General features: G+C 72.1%; 11 protein-coding genes and 1 riboswitch. Of the genes, 1 reads left to right on the top strand and 10 read right to left on the bottom strand.

Annotated features, from left to right (window positions below; translation table 11 throughout):
• From LLG88_06460 to LLG88_06415, 10 genes are all read right to left on the bottom strand, one after another.
• Positions 1–309 (bottom strand): hypothetical protein (locus LLG88_06460; protein MCE5246548.1); only part of this gene is annotated, 309 nt, incomplete at its 3' end.
• A 266-nt stretch (positions 310–575) separates the two neighbouring features.
• Positions 576–2,633, bottom strand: a complete 2,058-nt coding sequence (locus LLG88_06455) for a prolyl oligopeptidase family serine peptidase (GenBank protein MCE5246547.1) — start codon at positions 2,631–2,633, stop codon at positions 576–578.
• A 211-nt stretch (positions 2,634–2,844) separates the two neighbouring features.
• Positions 2,845–3,537, bottom strand: coding sequence for an anaerobic ribonucleoside-triphosphate reductase activating protein (locus LLG88_06450; GenBank protein ID MCE5246546.1), 693 nt, complete (start codon positions 3,535–3,537; stop codon positions 2,845–2,847).
• Positions 3,534–5,744, bottom strand: a complete 2,211-nt coding sequence (locus LLG88_06445; GenBank protein ID MCE5246545.1) for a ribonucleoside triphosphate reductase — start codon at positions 5,742–5,744, stop codon at positions 3,534–3,536. Before LLG88_06445 ends, LLG88_06450 begins: the two co-directional genes overlap by 4 nt.
• Before the next feature lie 116 nt (positions 5,745–5,860).
• Positions 5,861–6,071, bottom strand: a riboswitch (cobalamin riboswitch).
• Between the two features lie 86 nt (positions 6,072–6,157).
• The gene (locus tag LLG88_06440; protein ID MCE5246544.1) at positions 6,158–7,861 is read right to left on the bottom strand and encodes an AMP-binding protein; all 1,704 of its coding nucleotides are present in this window, start codon (positions 7,859–7,861) and stop codon (positions 6,158–6,160) included.
• 72 nt (positions 7,862–7,933) lie between these two features.
• The gene (locus LLG88_06435) at positions 7,934–9,031 is read right to left on the bottom strand and encodes a hypothetical protein (protein ID MCE5246543.1); all 1,098 of its coding nucleotides are present in this window, start codon (positions 9,029–9,031) and stop codon (positions 7,934–7,936) included.
• Positions 9,028–9,546: a hypothetical protein gene (locus LLG88_06430; protein ID MCE5246542.1), complete on the bottom strand. Its 519-nt coding sequence runs from the start codon at positions 9,544–9,546 to the stop codon at positions 9,028–9,030. Before LLG88_06430 ends, LLG88_06435 begins: the two co-directional genes overlap by 4 nt.
• Positions 9,543–10,148: an RNA polymerase sigma factor gene (locus tag LLG88_06425; GenBank protein MCE5246541.1), complete on the bottom strand. Its 606-nt coding sequence runs from the start codon at positions 10,146–10,148 to the stop codon at positions 9,543–9,545. Before LLG88_06425 ends, LLG88_06430 begins: the two co-directional genes overlap by 4 nt.
• Positions 10,149–10,239: 91 nt before the next feature.
• Positions 10,240–11,169, bottom strand: a complete 930-nt coding sequence (locus LLG88_06420) for a hypothetical protein (GenBank protein ID MCE5246540.1) — start codon at positions 11,167–11,169, stop codon at positions 10,240–10,242.
• 57 nt (positions 11,170–11,226) lie between these two features.
• Positions 11,227–11,715 carry a GNAT family N-acetyltransferase gene (locus LLG88_06415; GenBank protein ID MCE5246539.1) on the bottom strand — a complete coding sequence of 163 codons (489 nt, stop codon included), beginning with the start codon at positions 11,713–11,715 and terminating at the stop codon, positions 11,227–11,229.
• 180 nt (positions 11,716–11,895) lie between these two features.
• Here LLG88_06415 and LLG88_06410 point away from each other — a divergent pair, with 180 nt between their 5' ends.
• Positions 11,896–14,373: a pre-peptidase C-terminal domain-containing protein gene (locus LLG88_06410; GenBank protein ID MCE5246538.1), complete on the top strand. Its 2,478-nt coding sequence runs from the start codon at positions 11,896–11,898 to the stop codon at positions 14,371–14,373.
• Positions 14,374–14,542 lie beyond the last annotated feature (169 nt).

Genomic DNA, 14,542 nt, shown 5'->3' with positions numbered 1-14,542 from the left:
ATAGGAGCAGTGCCCGCAGCGGAGGTTGCAGGCCTTGTTGATCGACAGGAACAAGAAGCGCGGCGGCAGAAGCGGCATCCCGACCCCCTCGGCGCCCCGGTCCGTCCGGGCCCGCCGCCGCTCATTCTCGCATGCGGCCGCCGCACGCCAACCGTGAGATCTCCGCGCCGTCCGCGGGGCGGCGACAATCACGACGACGATCGCAACGACGCACGGGACGACGATCGGGGCGACGCACGGGACGACCATCGGGACAACGCACGGGACGACGATCGGGACGTGTAGGGGCGGCTGGCGCGCCACGATCATCGTCGAAACAACGGCGTCCCCACCGCGCCTGCCGCCCGACGTGGACACCGCGCACGATTGCCTTTGAAAACGAAAGGCAAGGGTTCGCGGGTATCACGTCGGGAGGCAGGCGCGGTGGTTTCTTGAACTCTCCGACGACCGTCGGGGCACGCCAGCCTCCCCTACGACGAAAGGCAAGGGTTCGCGGGCATCACGTCGGGAGGCAGGCGCGGAGGAGGCCGGCGCGGGGCGAACGATCGTCGGAGCGCGCCAGCCTCCCGTACGATTTAGCGGATGGTTTTCCAGAGGAATTCGTATTCGAGGGCGCGGAAGCGCGCCGCCTGGCGGTTGTCGGCGCCCGCGCCGTGGCCGCCTTCCGTGTTCTCGAAGTAGCGCACGTCGTACCCCATGTCGCGCATCTTGGCCATCATCTTGCGCGCGTGGCCGGGGTGGACGCGGTCGTCGCGCGTCGTCGTCATGAAGAACGTCGGCGGGTAGGTCTCGCCCTTCCGCACGTTCTGGTACGGCGAGAACGTCTTGATGAACGCCCACTCCTCCGGCTTGTCGGGATCGCCGTACTCGGCCATCCACGACGCGCCGGCGAGCAGGTGCGAGTACCGCTTCATGTCGAGCAGCGGCACCTGGCAGACGACCGCGCCGAGCAGCTTCGGGTAGAGGACGAGCATGTTGCCGACGAGCAGCCCGCCGTTGCTGCCTCCCTCGATGCCGAGGTGCTTCGGCGAGGTCACCTTGCGCGCGGCGAGGTCCTCCGCCACCGCGGCGAAGTCCTCGTAGGCGCGCAGGCGGTTCTTGGTCAGCGCGGCCTGGTGCCATTGCGGCCCGTACTCGCCGCCGCCGCGGATGTTGGCGACGACGTAGACGCCGCCGCGGCTCATCCAGGCGTAGCCCGCCGTCGCGTCGTAGCGCGGCAGCAGCGAGACCTCGAAGCCGCCGTAGCCGGTCATCAGCGTCGGGTTCGTCCCGTCGAGCTTCAGCCCCTTGCGCGACACCTGGAAGTACGGCACGCGCGTCCCGTCCTTGGAGACCGCGAAGTGCTGCGCGACCTCGAGGCCGGAGGCGTCGAAGAACGCCGGCGACGACTTGAGCGTCTCGGGCGCCTTCCCCACCGCGCCGAGCCGCAGCGTCGTCGGCGTGAGGAAGTCGGTGACGAACATGAAGTAGTCGTCGCTCTCGTCGGCGTCCACCGCGGTCACCGAAGCGGAGCCGATCGCCGGCGCCCCTTCGAGCGGGCGGCGCGTCCAGGTTCCGGGCGTCATGACGAAGAGCCGCGTCTTGACGTCGTCGAGGACCTTGACGATCAGGTTGCGGCGCGTCCAGTCGAACTCGACCAGCGAGGTCGTCTTGGTCGGCGCGAAGAGGGTCGTGATCTCCCGCTTGCCGGCCATGTAGTCGTCGAACCGCGTCGCGAGCAGCGAGCCGGCGGGATAGGTCTTGCCGGCGACGGTCCAGGGCGTGCGCGGCTGGATCAGCATCCACTCGCGGAAGACGCTCCGCTCGGCGTCGTCGGGGAGGTCGATCTTGCGCAGCTTCCCGTCCTTCCCCAGCAGGAACGTCTCGGAGACGTAGAAGGCCGGCGTGCGGACGACGAGGTCCCGCTCGAACCCCTTCGTCTGGTCGTGGAAGGCGGAGATGTCCATGTCGGACGGCTTCCCCTCGTAGACCGTCTTGGCCGCGGCGAGGGGCGTTCCGCGCTTCCAGATCTTGGCGACGCGCGGATAGCCGGAGGTGGTCAGCGAGCCGGGGCCGAAGTCGGTCCCGACGAAGACCGTGTCCTTGTCGATCCACGAGACCTGGCTCTTCGCCTCGGGAAGCGCGAAGCCGCCCTCGACGAACGTCTTCGTCTCGACGTCGAACTCGCGCACGACCTCGGCGTCGGAGCCGCCGCGCGAGAGATGGACGAGGCAGAGCCGATGCTCGGGCTTCAGGAAGGTCGCGCCGTGGAAGACCCAGCCGACCTTCTCCGCGGCGCCGAGGGCGTCCACGTCGAGCACCGTCTCCCACTTCGGCTCGGCCTTGCGGTACTCCTCGAGCGTCGTGCGCCGCCAGAGGCCGCGCGGATGCGCCGCGTCGCGCCAGAGGTTGTAGAAGAAGCGCCCTTCCTTTTCGATCATCGGAATCTTGGCGTTCGAATCGAGGATCTTGAGGATCCCGTCCTCCAGCGCCTGATAGTCGGCGCCTTGGGCGAGTTCCTTGGCCGACTCGGCGTTGCGGGCGTGGACCCACTCGAGCGGCTTGGCGCCCGTGACGTCTTCCAGCCAAACGTAGGGGTCCGCGTCGGGCGCGGCCGGGGCGGCGGGGGCGTTGCTGTCGGCGTGGGCGACCATCGTTCCGGCCAGCGCGGCTCCCATGAGGGCGGCGATCCGTAGAAGGTTCATCGGCTCTTCCCGGGGGTGGGGAGGACGAGTATGCCCCGCGCGCGGCTCCGCGTCAGCGCGCCCGCGGCGACGTGGCGACTCGCCGCCTCGGCCGATCGGCGCGCCGCGGGCGGAGGCGTCACCGGATCCGCGCCTCGAGGCCGCGCCGCGGACCGGTGCGTCACCGGATCCGCGTCTCGAGGCCGCGCCGGCCGGCGAAGGCGACGACGCGTTCCAGCGTCGCGTCGTCGGGCGGGCGCAGCTCCGCGTCTTGGTCGAGATGCCCGCCGGGGCGGAAGCGCTGCAGGAACCAGCGTTCCGCCGGGGCGGCGAACTCGGCCAGCGCCTCGAGCCGCGCCGCGTCGTGGAGCGGCGCGACGACGGTCGTGCGGGCCTCGCCGGCGATCCCCGCGTCGCGGGCCAGCTCGAGGCAGCGGCGCGCGTTCCGCGGCTGGTCGGCCGAGCCGCAGAGCCACGCCGCGTCCTCCGGCGTCGCCTTGACGTCCACCGCGAGGTGATCGACGAGCCCGCGCGCCAGCAGCCGTTCGACGACGTCGGGGCGGGTTCCGTTCGTGTCGAGCTTCACCGCGAAGCCGAGGCCCTTCGCCTGTTCGAGGAACGAGGCGAGGCCGTCCTGCAGCGTCGGCTCGCCGCCGCTCACGACGAGCCCGCCGAGCGCGCCGCGCCGACGCGCGAGGAGGCGCAGCGTCTCCTCGTCGGTCGGCGCGTCCGCCGGCGCCGCGGCGCGCGGCGCGACGAGCGCCGGGTTGTGGCAGTAGCGGCAGCGGAGGTTGCACCCCTGCGCGAAGGCGACCGCGGCCAGGCGGCCGGGGTAGTCGATGAACGAGCAGGGGCGCACCCCGCCGAGGATCATCGCCCCGCACGCGTCGCCGCCGCCGAGGCGCGGCTTTCGGCGCGCTCCGCGCGGGGCGGCGCCGCGGCGATCGCGGCGACGGTCGTCGTGCGGCGCGCCGCGAACTCCGCCCGCTTGCCGGGGTTCCACTGCTGCACCGGCCGCAGGTAGCCGACGATCCGCGAGTAGACCTCCGCCGCCGCGCCGCACTTCGGGCAGGTCGGATGCTCCCCCGCGACGTAGCCGTGCTCGGGGCAGATCGAGAAGGTCGGCGTGAGGGTGAAGTACGGCAGACGGTAGCGGCCGCAGACGGCGCGCACGAACTCCTTCACCGCGCGCGGGTCGTCGATCCGCTCGCCGACGAAGACGTGCTGCACCGTCCCGCCGGTGTACTTCGCCTGGAACTCGTCCTGGTGGTCGAGCAGCGCGAAGACGTCCTCCTCGGCGTCCACCGGGAGCTGCGAGGAGTTGGTGTAGAACGGGTCGCCCCCGGCGCGCCAGGCCTCCTCGTCGGCGCAGCGCAGCTCGGGGAAGCGCCTCTTGTCGATCCGCGCGAGACGGTAGCTCGTCCCTTCCGCCGGCGTCGCCTCGAGGTTGAAGAAGGTGTCGGTCTCCTCCTGGTACCGCACCAGCCGCTCGCGCATGTGGTCGAGGACGCGCAGCCCGAAGGCGCGGCCGCGCGGGTCGGCCAGCCCGCGGCCGAGCAGGTTCTCCGCCGCCTCGTTCATCCCGACGATGCCGATCGTCGAGAAGTGGTTGTGCCAGTAGCGGCCGTGGCGCTCGCGGATGCCGCGCAGGTAGTGGCGCACGTACGGATAGAGGCCGTCCTCGGTGTAGCGCTCGAGCACCTTGCGCTTGATGACGAGGCTGTCGCGCGCGACGTCCATCAGCCGGTCGAGCCGGGCGAGGAACTCGTCCTCGTCCTTCGCGAGGAAGCCGAGGCGCGGCAGGTTGAGCGTGACGACGCCGATCGAGCCGGTCAGCGGGTTGGCGCCGAAGAGGCCGCCGCCGCGCCGGTCGAGGCGGCGCGTGTCGAGCCGCAGCCGGCAGCACATGCTCCGCGCGTCCTCCGGGGAGAGGTCGGAATTGACGAAGTTGGCGAAGTACGGCAGGCCGTAGCGGGCGGTCGCCGCCCAGAGCGGCGCGAGCCGCGGGTCGTCGTAGTCGAAGCCGCGGGTGATGTTGTAGGTCGGGATCGGGAAGGTGAAGACCCGCCCCTTCGCGTCCCCGCCGGACATCACCTCGAGGAAGGCGCGGTTGAAGAGGTCCATCTCCGCCTGGAACTCGCCGTACGTCTCCTCGAGCCGCTCGCCGCCGACGATCACCGGCTCGCGCCGCAGCGTCTCCGGCACGTCGAGGTCGAGCGTGATGTTGGTGAACGGCGTCTGGAAGCCGACGCGCGTCGGCACGTTGAGGTTGAAGACGAACTCCTGCAGCGCCTGCCGCACCTCCTCGTAGCCGAGGCCGTCGCGGCGGATGAACGGCGCGAGGTAGGTGTCCACGCTGGAGAAGGCCTGCGCCCCCGCGGCCTCGCCCTGCAGCGTGTAGAAGAAGTTCGCGATCTGCCCGAGGGCGGTGCGGAAGTGGCGCGCCGGCCCGCTCTGCGCCTTGCCGGGCGCCCCTTGGAACCCCTGCGTCAGCAGGTCGCCGAGGTCCCAGCCGACGCAGTAGACGGCGAGCAGGTTGAGGTCGTGGATGTGCAGGTCGCCGTCGAGGTGCGCGCGGCGGACCTCCGCCGGATAGAGCCGCTCGAGCCAGTAGGTCGAGCTGACGTGGCTGGCGACGTAGTTGTTCAGCCCCTGCAGGCTGAACCCCATGTTCGCGTTTTCGGCGACCTTCCAGTCGCGGCGGTCGAGGTAGCCGTCCACGAGCGCGACGCTCGCCGCGTCCGAGACGGCGCGCAGCGAGCGGTGCTGCTCGCGGTAGACGACGTAGGCGCGCGCCGCCCGGCGGTGCGGGCTGGCCAGCAGCACCTCCTCGACGATGTCCTGGATCCCCTCGACGGTCGGCGTGCCGTCGATCGTCGCCCCGCAGATGGCGAGGACGCGCCGGCAGAGCCGCCGCGCCTCGTCGGCGTCGTACTCGCCGGTCGCCGCCCCCGCCTTGGCGATCGCCGCGCTGATCCGCTCCGCGTCGAACGGCACGACGCGGCCGTCGCGCTTCGCGATGCTCTCGAACACCGCCGGCGCGCGCCGGTCGTCGCTTTGGGGGGTCGTCTCGTCTGCCATGCGCCGTTCCTCCGTTCGCGGGGCATGGACGAAGGACGGGCCGCGGCGTCGCCGACGACGCGGCGGCGCCTGGACCTTACCTGCCCTCCCGCGAGGCATGTCGGTCGAACCGTCCGGCTTCGCCGGCGGGCGCAGGCAGGTCTTCGGGCTCGCGAGCGCGGCGGCCTGACGGCCGCTGTCCTACTGCCCGCCGCTTCCCGGCCGCGGGCGCGGCCAGTGCGTATGGCGGGGTTCGTTCTCGCTTACCGCTGCGGGGCAGCCCCGGATTCCCACCGGGTTCCCTCTTCGGCCTGAAGGGGCTCAGGCGCCAGCGCGAGCCGCAAGATATAGCGGTGGCGCCGGCGCGTCAACACCGCCGATTGTGTTTTTCGAATTCGGCGCCGCACGGCCCCGCGGAGGCCGCGAGCGCGGCTTCACCGCCCGAGCGGGGCGCCCGGCGTCGTGTAGAGGTGCCGCTTGACCTTCGAGGTCGGCGTCTTCTCGAACGGCTGCGGGTGCTCGACGATTTGCTGCACGCGGGAGAAGGAGGGGAGCGCGGCGTTGGCCTCGACGCGGATCTGCTCCAGCACCCGCTCCGTCAGCTTCCCCGCCTCGGCCGGGTCGAGCTTGCCGCGGGCGAACTCCTGGTCGAGCACGTCGTAGTCGAGGTAGACCTTCGCGACCAGCTTCCCCTCGACCGGCAGGACGACGACCTCCTGCACGTACGGCGAGGCGAGGAGCTGCTGCTCGACGACCTCGGGGTAGATGTTCTCCCCCGACGGCCCGACGACGACGTTCTTCGAGCGCCCCTTGATGTAGAGGTAGCCGTCCTCGTCGAAGCGGCCGAGGTCGCCGGTGCGCAGCCAGCCGCCCGTGAGGAACGCCTCCGCGGTCGCCTCGGGGTTCTTGTAGTAGCCGCCCATCACGTTCGCGCCGCGCACGACGATCTCGCCGACGCCGGTCGCCGGATCGGGCGCGTCGATCCGCAGCTCGATCCCGGGGATCGGCTTGCCGCACGAGCCGAGCCGCACTTTGCCGAACGGGTTGATCGTCAGGATCGGCGCCGTCTCGGTCATCCCGTAGCCGGTGGAGTAGACGATTCCCGCGTCGCGCAGGAACGTCTCGGTCTCCTCGTTGAGCGCGGCGCCGCCGACCATCAGGAAGCGGAGCGAGCCGCCGAACGCCGACATCAGCTTCCGCCCCGCGACCCAGTGGAGCGCGCGGCGCGTCGGCCCGAGGCGGTAGAGGCCGCGCACCACGGCGTTCGCCTGCAGCGGCGGCAGGACCCGCTTGCGGAAGATCTTCTCGATCACCAGCGGGACCATCAGCAGCGCCGTCGGCCGGCACTCCGCCATCGCGCCGAGCAGCTTCTGCGGCGTCGGCAGCCCTTGGAGGTAGTGGATCGACGCGCCGACGGCGAGCGGGCAGAGCATCCCGCCGGTCGCCTCGAAGAGATGGGCGAGCGGCAGGATCGACAGGAAGCGGTCGCCGGAGTCGATCGGGAAGCGCTCGATGCTGTGCACCGCGTCGAAGACGATGTTGCGGTGGGTCAGCATCACCCCCTTCGAGTTTCCGGTGGTCCCCGAGGTGTAGATGATCGCCGCGAGATCGTCCTCGTCCGGCCCGCGCGGATCCTCGACCCGCGGCGGACGCTTCGGCTCGCCGCGCACGAGGCGGAGCGTCTTCGCCAGCAGCGAGCGCCGCGGCGAGGCCGGCTCGGGGCAGGTCAGCGTCTCCAGCGAGTAGACGTTCGGCACGACCGCGCCGCGCGCGTCCTCGATCTTGACCCGCTGCTTGTCGCTGACGAAGAGGGCGCAGGCTTCGGAGTGGCGCAGGATGTGCCGCGCGTCGGTCTCGGCGAAGCCGGGGAGGATCGGCACGGCGACGGCGCCGAGGTGCATGATCGCCAGGTAGGCGACGACCCAGTTCGGGCTGTTCTCGCCCAGCAGCGCGACGCGGTCCCCCTTGCCGACGCCGCGCGCGGCGAGGTCCGCGGCGAGCGCGCGGACCCGTTCGTCCACGCGGAAGAAGCTCTCCGGCTTTTGCCCGACGAGCGCCAGCGCGGGGAGCTTGCCGTAGAGCGCGACGCTGCGGCGGAACAGCTCCCGAATCGTCCCCTTCTCCAGCTCCACGATCATCCGCGTCCCCTTCGATCCCCGGCCCCAGTGTAGAACACCGGGACCGGGAACCGGAACGCGGCGCGCGCGGGCTCAGCGGCGACCGGTCGCGGGAGCGCGCTCGGCGCGCGCCGACACGTCGGCGAGGACGAGCGCCGCCCGCGCGGCGACGAACGGATCGTGGTCGTGCGCGAGCGTCCGCAGCGCGGCGAGCGCCGCGGCCGATTGTTCGGAAGAAGACGGCGCCGGCGGCAGGGCCAAGGCGCTGCAGGCGAGGAGCCGGAAGCGCCGATCGCCGTCGGAGAGCGCGATCTTGCGGATCTCGTCGGCCCGCTTGCGGGAAAGCGGAACGCCTTGCCTCGAGGCTTCCGCGGCCGAGAAGATGGTCGTCATCCGCGCCGCGGAGAGCCAGCGCTGCGACGGCGCTTCCCCGGCGGCGATCGCCGCGGCGAGCGCGAGGTCCAGCTTCCCTTCCTTCTTCGCCCGTTCGTAGATCCCCTCGAGTCCGTTCCGCAGGATGGCCAGGCCGACGATGTCGTTCGAGATCTCGACGTCGTCCTGCCGCAGCAGCCGTCCCAGGCGAACCGCGCGGCGGAAGTCGGCCATCGCGTCTTCGAACCGCGCGGCGTCGGCGCCGCGCGCGACCCACGACCGTCCGAGCGTGAGGGCGAGGAGGAGGTTGGGCGTCTTGTCCGAAACGGTCGTGCGGACGTCGGGATGGAACCGCATCGTCGCCCGCTCCGTCCACGGCGCGGCCTCGGCGAGGAACGGATCGTCCGCGGGCAGGACATTCCCCAAGCCGGGGCGGTCAACGCGCCGCTTGAGGATCGCCTCCGCCTCGGCGGCGCGCGGGCCGTCCGGCTGCGTGAAGGCGGCCAACCAGACCGCGGCGTTCTCCTTGCCCGTTCCGAGCGGCGCGAACATGTCGAGGTCGGTGCGGAACTGCAGCTTGGCGTCCGCGGCCTCGGGGCAGCTCCAGCAGGGGATCGTGAGCTCGTCCACGACGATCGGCTTCGGCTCGGGAAGCGCGGCCGCGCCGGGCGCGGTCTCGCCGGCGGCGCGGGCGTTCGTGGTTCGGACGCGCGCGTCGCGCCCGCCGATCGCGCGGAACCCGAGAAGGCCGCCCAGGAGGACGAGGACGCCGCACGCGGCGAGAACGACAGTGCGGGGAGACGCGAGGCGGGCGCTCATGAGTTCTTCTCCTTTCGCGGAACGACGGACGACGGAGAGTCCGCGGGCGCGCGCTCGGCGGCGCCGCCCCCTTCGAGGAACGCCTTGTCGATGCGCGGCAGCGTCAGCTCGGCGCGCAACTCGGGCTCGCCGGAAGGATCGCCGGAAGCGGGGAGCGGCCGCGGCGCGCTCCCTTTGCGGGACAAGGCGAGGACGTTGGCGACGACGAGCGCCGCGGCGGCCGCGCACCACGCGGCGCGCAGGACGCGGTTCTCGCAGATCCGGCGCCACGCGTCGCGGCGCGGCGGACGTTCGAGCGCGTCGCACGCCGCGCGCAGCGCGCGCTCGCGAAGACTCGCGGGAACGTCCGGCGCGTCGAACGAGGCGAGGATCCGCGCCGCGTCGCGCGGCCCTTCGCAGTCGGCTTCGCGCTTTGCCGCGTCGCGCGGTTCGTCGCAGTCGGCTTCGCGCCTTGCCGCGTCGCGCGAATCGCCGCCGCGTCCGCCGGCTTCTCCGTCGCGCGTTCGTTTGGTCATCGTTCGATCCCCAACAGGCGCCGCAGCGCCGCGAGCGCGAGCCGGTACCGGCTCGCCGCCGTGAAGGTCGGAACGCCGAGGGCCCGGCCGATCTCGGCGTGGCTCATCCCGGCGTAGTGATGGAGGTAGACCACCTCGCGCTGCTTGGGCGAGAGCCGTCCGAGCAGCGCGGAGACGCGCCGCGCGTCGAGCGCGGCTTCGGGGCGCGCGTCCGGCGCCTCGAGGTACGGATGGTCGTCGAGCGGCTCGCCGCGGCGGCGCCGGTTGCGGCGGCGCGCGGCGTCCACGGCGAGGTTGTGCGCCGCGCGCAGCAGCCACGGACGCGGATCCTCCACCGCGGAGAGATCGGCGCGCCGCTCGGCGAGGCGGACGAACGTCTCCTGCACGACCTCGGCGGCGGCGTCGGCGTCCCCCGTCCGCCACAGCGCGAGGCCGTAGAGACGCGCGCCGGCGAGGTCGTACAGCGCCCCCAACGCTTCGCGCCGTCCCGCGGCGATCGCCGCGAAGAGCGCCCGCCACCGCGCCGGGTCGTCCCACGCGGCGCCGGCGGCGCGCTCTTCGTCCGCGACGGCGGTCGCGCTCTCATGCGGGAATGGCTGCATGTACGGAAGGACGCCTCGCCCCGGCGATCTTGTCACCGCGGTCCCCGAGATTCCCGCCCGGGGCGCCGATCTCCCGCGAGGCGGCGCGCGGTCATTCGCGGCCGAGAACGCGGATCTCGGAGATCGCGACGTCCGGCCAGCGCGTGCCGGGACTGATCTCGTCCACGACGAGCGTCAGGCAATCGGTCGCCGTCGCCGGGAAGGTGAAGCGGCTGAAGCCGCGGCGGTCGGGATCGAACGCCAGCGCGATCGGCTCGTCCTCGCGGCCGCAGAGTTTGACGTGGGCGCGCGCGACGCGGGCGTTCTGCACGAAGAGATCGCCCAGCGCGTCTTCGCGCTGGAAGCCGTTGGCGACGTCGAGTCCTTCGACGACGACCTGGCGGCGGAACTCGATGCGGATCCACGCGCCGACGCCGGGGCGCTGCGGCTGCCACGACGTGTCGAGGCGGCCGTCGAACGCGAGCTCCGGACGGAAGCTGTAGCCGCGCCAGTCGGGCAGGTACGAGGAGGCGACGATCGGGCGCGCAGCGCCGCCGTCCTCGGGACGTTCCTGCGCCCTGTCCATTTCGCGAGCCCGCTCGCGCGGCGCAGGATCGGGATCCGGCGCGCGCGGCGCAGGGGCGGGATCCGGCTCGCGCCGCGTCGTCCGCGGCGGCTCGCTACGACCCCGCTCCGCCGTCTCGGCCGGCGCCGCGGATCGCGGCGGGGCGCCCGTCCTCGCCGCGGCGACGTTTCGGTGGCCGAGCGCGAGCCAACCGAGGAACGCCGCGGCCGCGGCGACGCCGAAGAACAACGCGACCCGCGACCCGCGCCTCAGGACGCGCGGCCGCTCCGGCGACGCGACGACCGGCGACGCCTCGACGACCGGTCGCGGCTCGACGACCGGTCGCGGCGCGACGACCGGCGACGGCGCAACGACCGGCGGCGGCGCGTCGTCAAGACGCATCGCGCCGCAGCGCAGGCAGAAGTGAATCGCCTCGGGCAGTTCGGCGCCGCATTGCTGGCAGAAGCGACCGGCCATTCCCCCCTCCTCGGATCCGCGGCGCCGCGTCGGCTTCTCCGTCCGGCGCGGACCAAGTCACCTCGCGCGCGACGCGTCGTCCGGCGCCAATTCGAGTTCCATGAAGACGACGCCCGGCAGCGGGTTGTCGTAGTACGGCGCGCGCTCGCGGAAACCGAGCGACGCGTAAAGGGCGCGGGCCGCCGTCATCCACTCCAGCGTGTCGAGCCGCACGGTGCGCCGGCCCGCGGCGCGCGCCGTCTCGAGCAGCGCCTCGGCGACGGCGCGCGCGACGCCGCGGCCGCGATGCTCGGGGCGGGTCCACATCCGCTTCAACTCGGCGACGCCCGGCCCGAGCGGCCGCACCGCGCCGCAGCCCGCCAGTTCGTCGTCCAGGTACGCGAGCAGAAGCAGGCCGTCCGGAGGCGCGTAGGCGCCGGGCAGCGTCGCCGACTCGCGCTCGAAATCCTGGAAGCGGAGATCGACGCCGATCGCGCGCTGGTACTCGCGGAAGAGGCCGCGCGCGAGTTCGATCAGCGCGGGCGTCGAGGCTTGGACGAGCCGGATCACGGCCGAAGCCTAGCGAGGCGGCTTCGCCGACGCCACCGCCCCAAAGGACCGCGCGCGAAAACGAGGCGGCGTCCGGCCGCGGCGTTTACGCCGCACGGCGGTGCGTTTAGACGCGAGGACGGCGTTAGTCTCACCAAGGGATTTCATCAGGAGCGTTCGTCTCCTGCCGAGGGGTCGATGACGCGAAGAATCCGGTCTGCGGCAGTCTGCTTCCTCGCGCTCGGGCTCGCGCTTTCGGCGGGGCGCGGCGCGGCGGCCAACACCAACATCGACTTCGCCGCGCACGTCGCGTTCGGCGCGCCGGCACTTCACGCCATCTCATCCAGCCGCGGGTACACGGTGGCGGGGTTCAACAACACGTTGGTGGTCTTCAACTCGACGAAGCCCGAGTCGCCGGCCGTGGCGGGCTTGATCGAGCTGGGCACGCCGATCAACGACGTCTCCTACTACGGCCGCTACGCCTTCGTCGCCACGACCGCGTCGGGACTTGTCGTCGTGGACTTGGCGACCCCCTCGGCGCCGACGCGCGTCGGCGCGCTGGCGTTGACCGGGAGCGCCTTGTCGGTGGCCGTCACCGGCTCGACGGCCTACGTCGGCACCACGACCGGCCTCTACGTCGTGGACGTCTCGACGCCGGCCACGCCGACTCTCAAGGGGAGCGTGACCGGCTTCGCCGCCATCAAGGTCGCCGTCGTCGGAAGCTACGTCTACGTCGCCTGCGGCAGCGCCGGGATCAAAGTCGTGGACGCGACGACGCCGACCGCGCCGACGGTCGCGGCGACCGTCGCGACGGCCGGCGCCGCGCAGAGCGTGGCGGTTTCGGGAAGCGCGCTCTACGCCGCGATCGGCGCGAGCGGCCTCGCGATCTACGGCATTTCGACCCCGACCGCTCCGACGCTGTCGGCCACGCTCTCCGTCGGAGGGGCGGCGAACGGCGTCGCCGCCAACGGCACGACGGTCTTCGTCGCCGGCGACGCCGCGAGCGTCGTCGATGCGTCGACGAGTTCGAGCCCGCGGCTGATCGGCCAAGTTGTGCTGGACGCGCCCGGGCAGGGCGTCGCCATCGCCGGCAGCAAGCTGGAGATCATCGGCGCGACCGGCATGTCGATCATCGACGTCTCGACGCCGACGGCGCCGATCAAGAGCGCCCTCTACCCCGCGATCCGCCTCGGGAACGACATCGTGATCGACGGCGACATCGCCGCGATCTCCGGCGGCGCCCTGAACTCCGTGATCATCATGGACATCTCCGTCCCCAAGCATCCCGCGCTGCGGGGCGCGCTGTCTTTCGGCTCCTGCAGCCACGGACGCTTGCGGCTCAAGGACGGCTACGCGTACGTCGGGAGCGGCGGCACGGTGTACGTCGTGGACGCGACCGCCACGCCTCCCGCGACCGTGAAGACGCTGCCCACAGGATCGGGCAGCGTCCGGGGACTGGCGATCGCCGGGAAGTACCTCTTCGTTGCGAACTACAGCCCCAACGTCGTCCTGGCCTACGACGTTTCCGTCGCCTCGTCGCCGACCCTCGTCGGCGTTCTCTCGACGCCGTTCATCGTCGAGCATCTCCTGGCCTACAACGGCTTCCTCTATCTGGCGGGCGGAACGACGTTGCAGATCGTGGACGCCCGGGTCCCCGCGTCGATGTCGCTGCGCGGCCAGTTCACCGCGAACGACACGATCGCCGACGTCGCCGTGTCCGGGACCGTCGCCTACGTCCCGACGAACGGGGGCCTGACGCTGCTCGACGTGAGCGACGCCGGCGCGCCGCAGTGGTTGTCGTTCGACGCCGCCGCCGGCACATCCTACGGGGTCGCGCTTTCCGGAACCCGGGCCTACGTCGCCACCTTCGCCGGCGCGCTCGTCGAGGACGTGCACGATCCGTACGCGCCGGCGTCGATCGGCCTGTTCAACAGCGGCGGGGCGTGGCAGGCGACGGGGATCGCCCAGACCTCCGGTTGGGCGTTCGTCGTGACGTCCGCGGACGGCGTCTATCTCTTCCACAGCGCCGGCGAGTGCTACGACCCGTTCGAGCGGAACAACGACCAGGCCGAGGCGTGGCCGCTGGCCGCGCCCGCGATCGTCCAGCCGATGATCTGCGACGCGAACGACGTCGATTGGTTCAAGGTGACCGCGCCGTCCGGAGGCACGATCCAAGCGGCGATGACCCCGCCGACCGGCGCGAACTACGACCTGTTCCTCTACGACGCCGCCGGGAACCCCGTCGCGGGGTCCATCGGCGGGGGGGACGCGACCGAGGGCGTCGCCTACACGTTCCGGCAGGGCGGCGACTGGTTCCTCAAAGTCGTCGGGGCGAGCGGCTCCTTCAACGCCGCGCTCCCCTACACGCTCTACTCGACCTTCGCCGCCTGCGTCGCCCCGACGCAGCCGGTCTACGTCTACGGCAGCGTCCGCGACGTCAACAACAACGTCACGCTGAACGTCCAGGACCCGAACCAGCCGACATCGGTCGGCGGCTACAACATCTACCGCGCGACCGCGCCCCAGGGGCCGTGGACGCTCCTCGCCGCGAACGTCGTGGACATGGACAAGAGCCTCGCCAACGTGCAGTACACCGACGTCGGCTCGAACAACGGCACGACCTACTTCTACCGCGTGACCGCGGTGAACGCGGCCTGCGGCGCCGAGGGGCCCTGACCGCGGCGATCTTCCTCGGCGGCGCCGCGCGTCCGGACGAACGCGGCGCCGCCGAAACGAATACGGCCCGCGGCGGCGCGCGCCGCGAACTCATGGAGAGGGGCGCGCGACGGGGCGCGCCGCGTACTTGCGGTCGGACGACCGCCGCCGGCGCGCCGCGAATGTTGCC

The sequence above is a fragment of the bacterium genome (assembly GCA_021372775.1).
Lineage (GTDB): Bacteria > Acidobacteriota > Polarisedimenticolia > J045 > J045 > JAJFTU01.
This window is presented reverse-complemented; position numbering and strand designations above follow the sequence as displayed.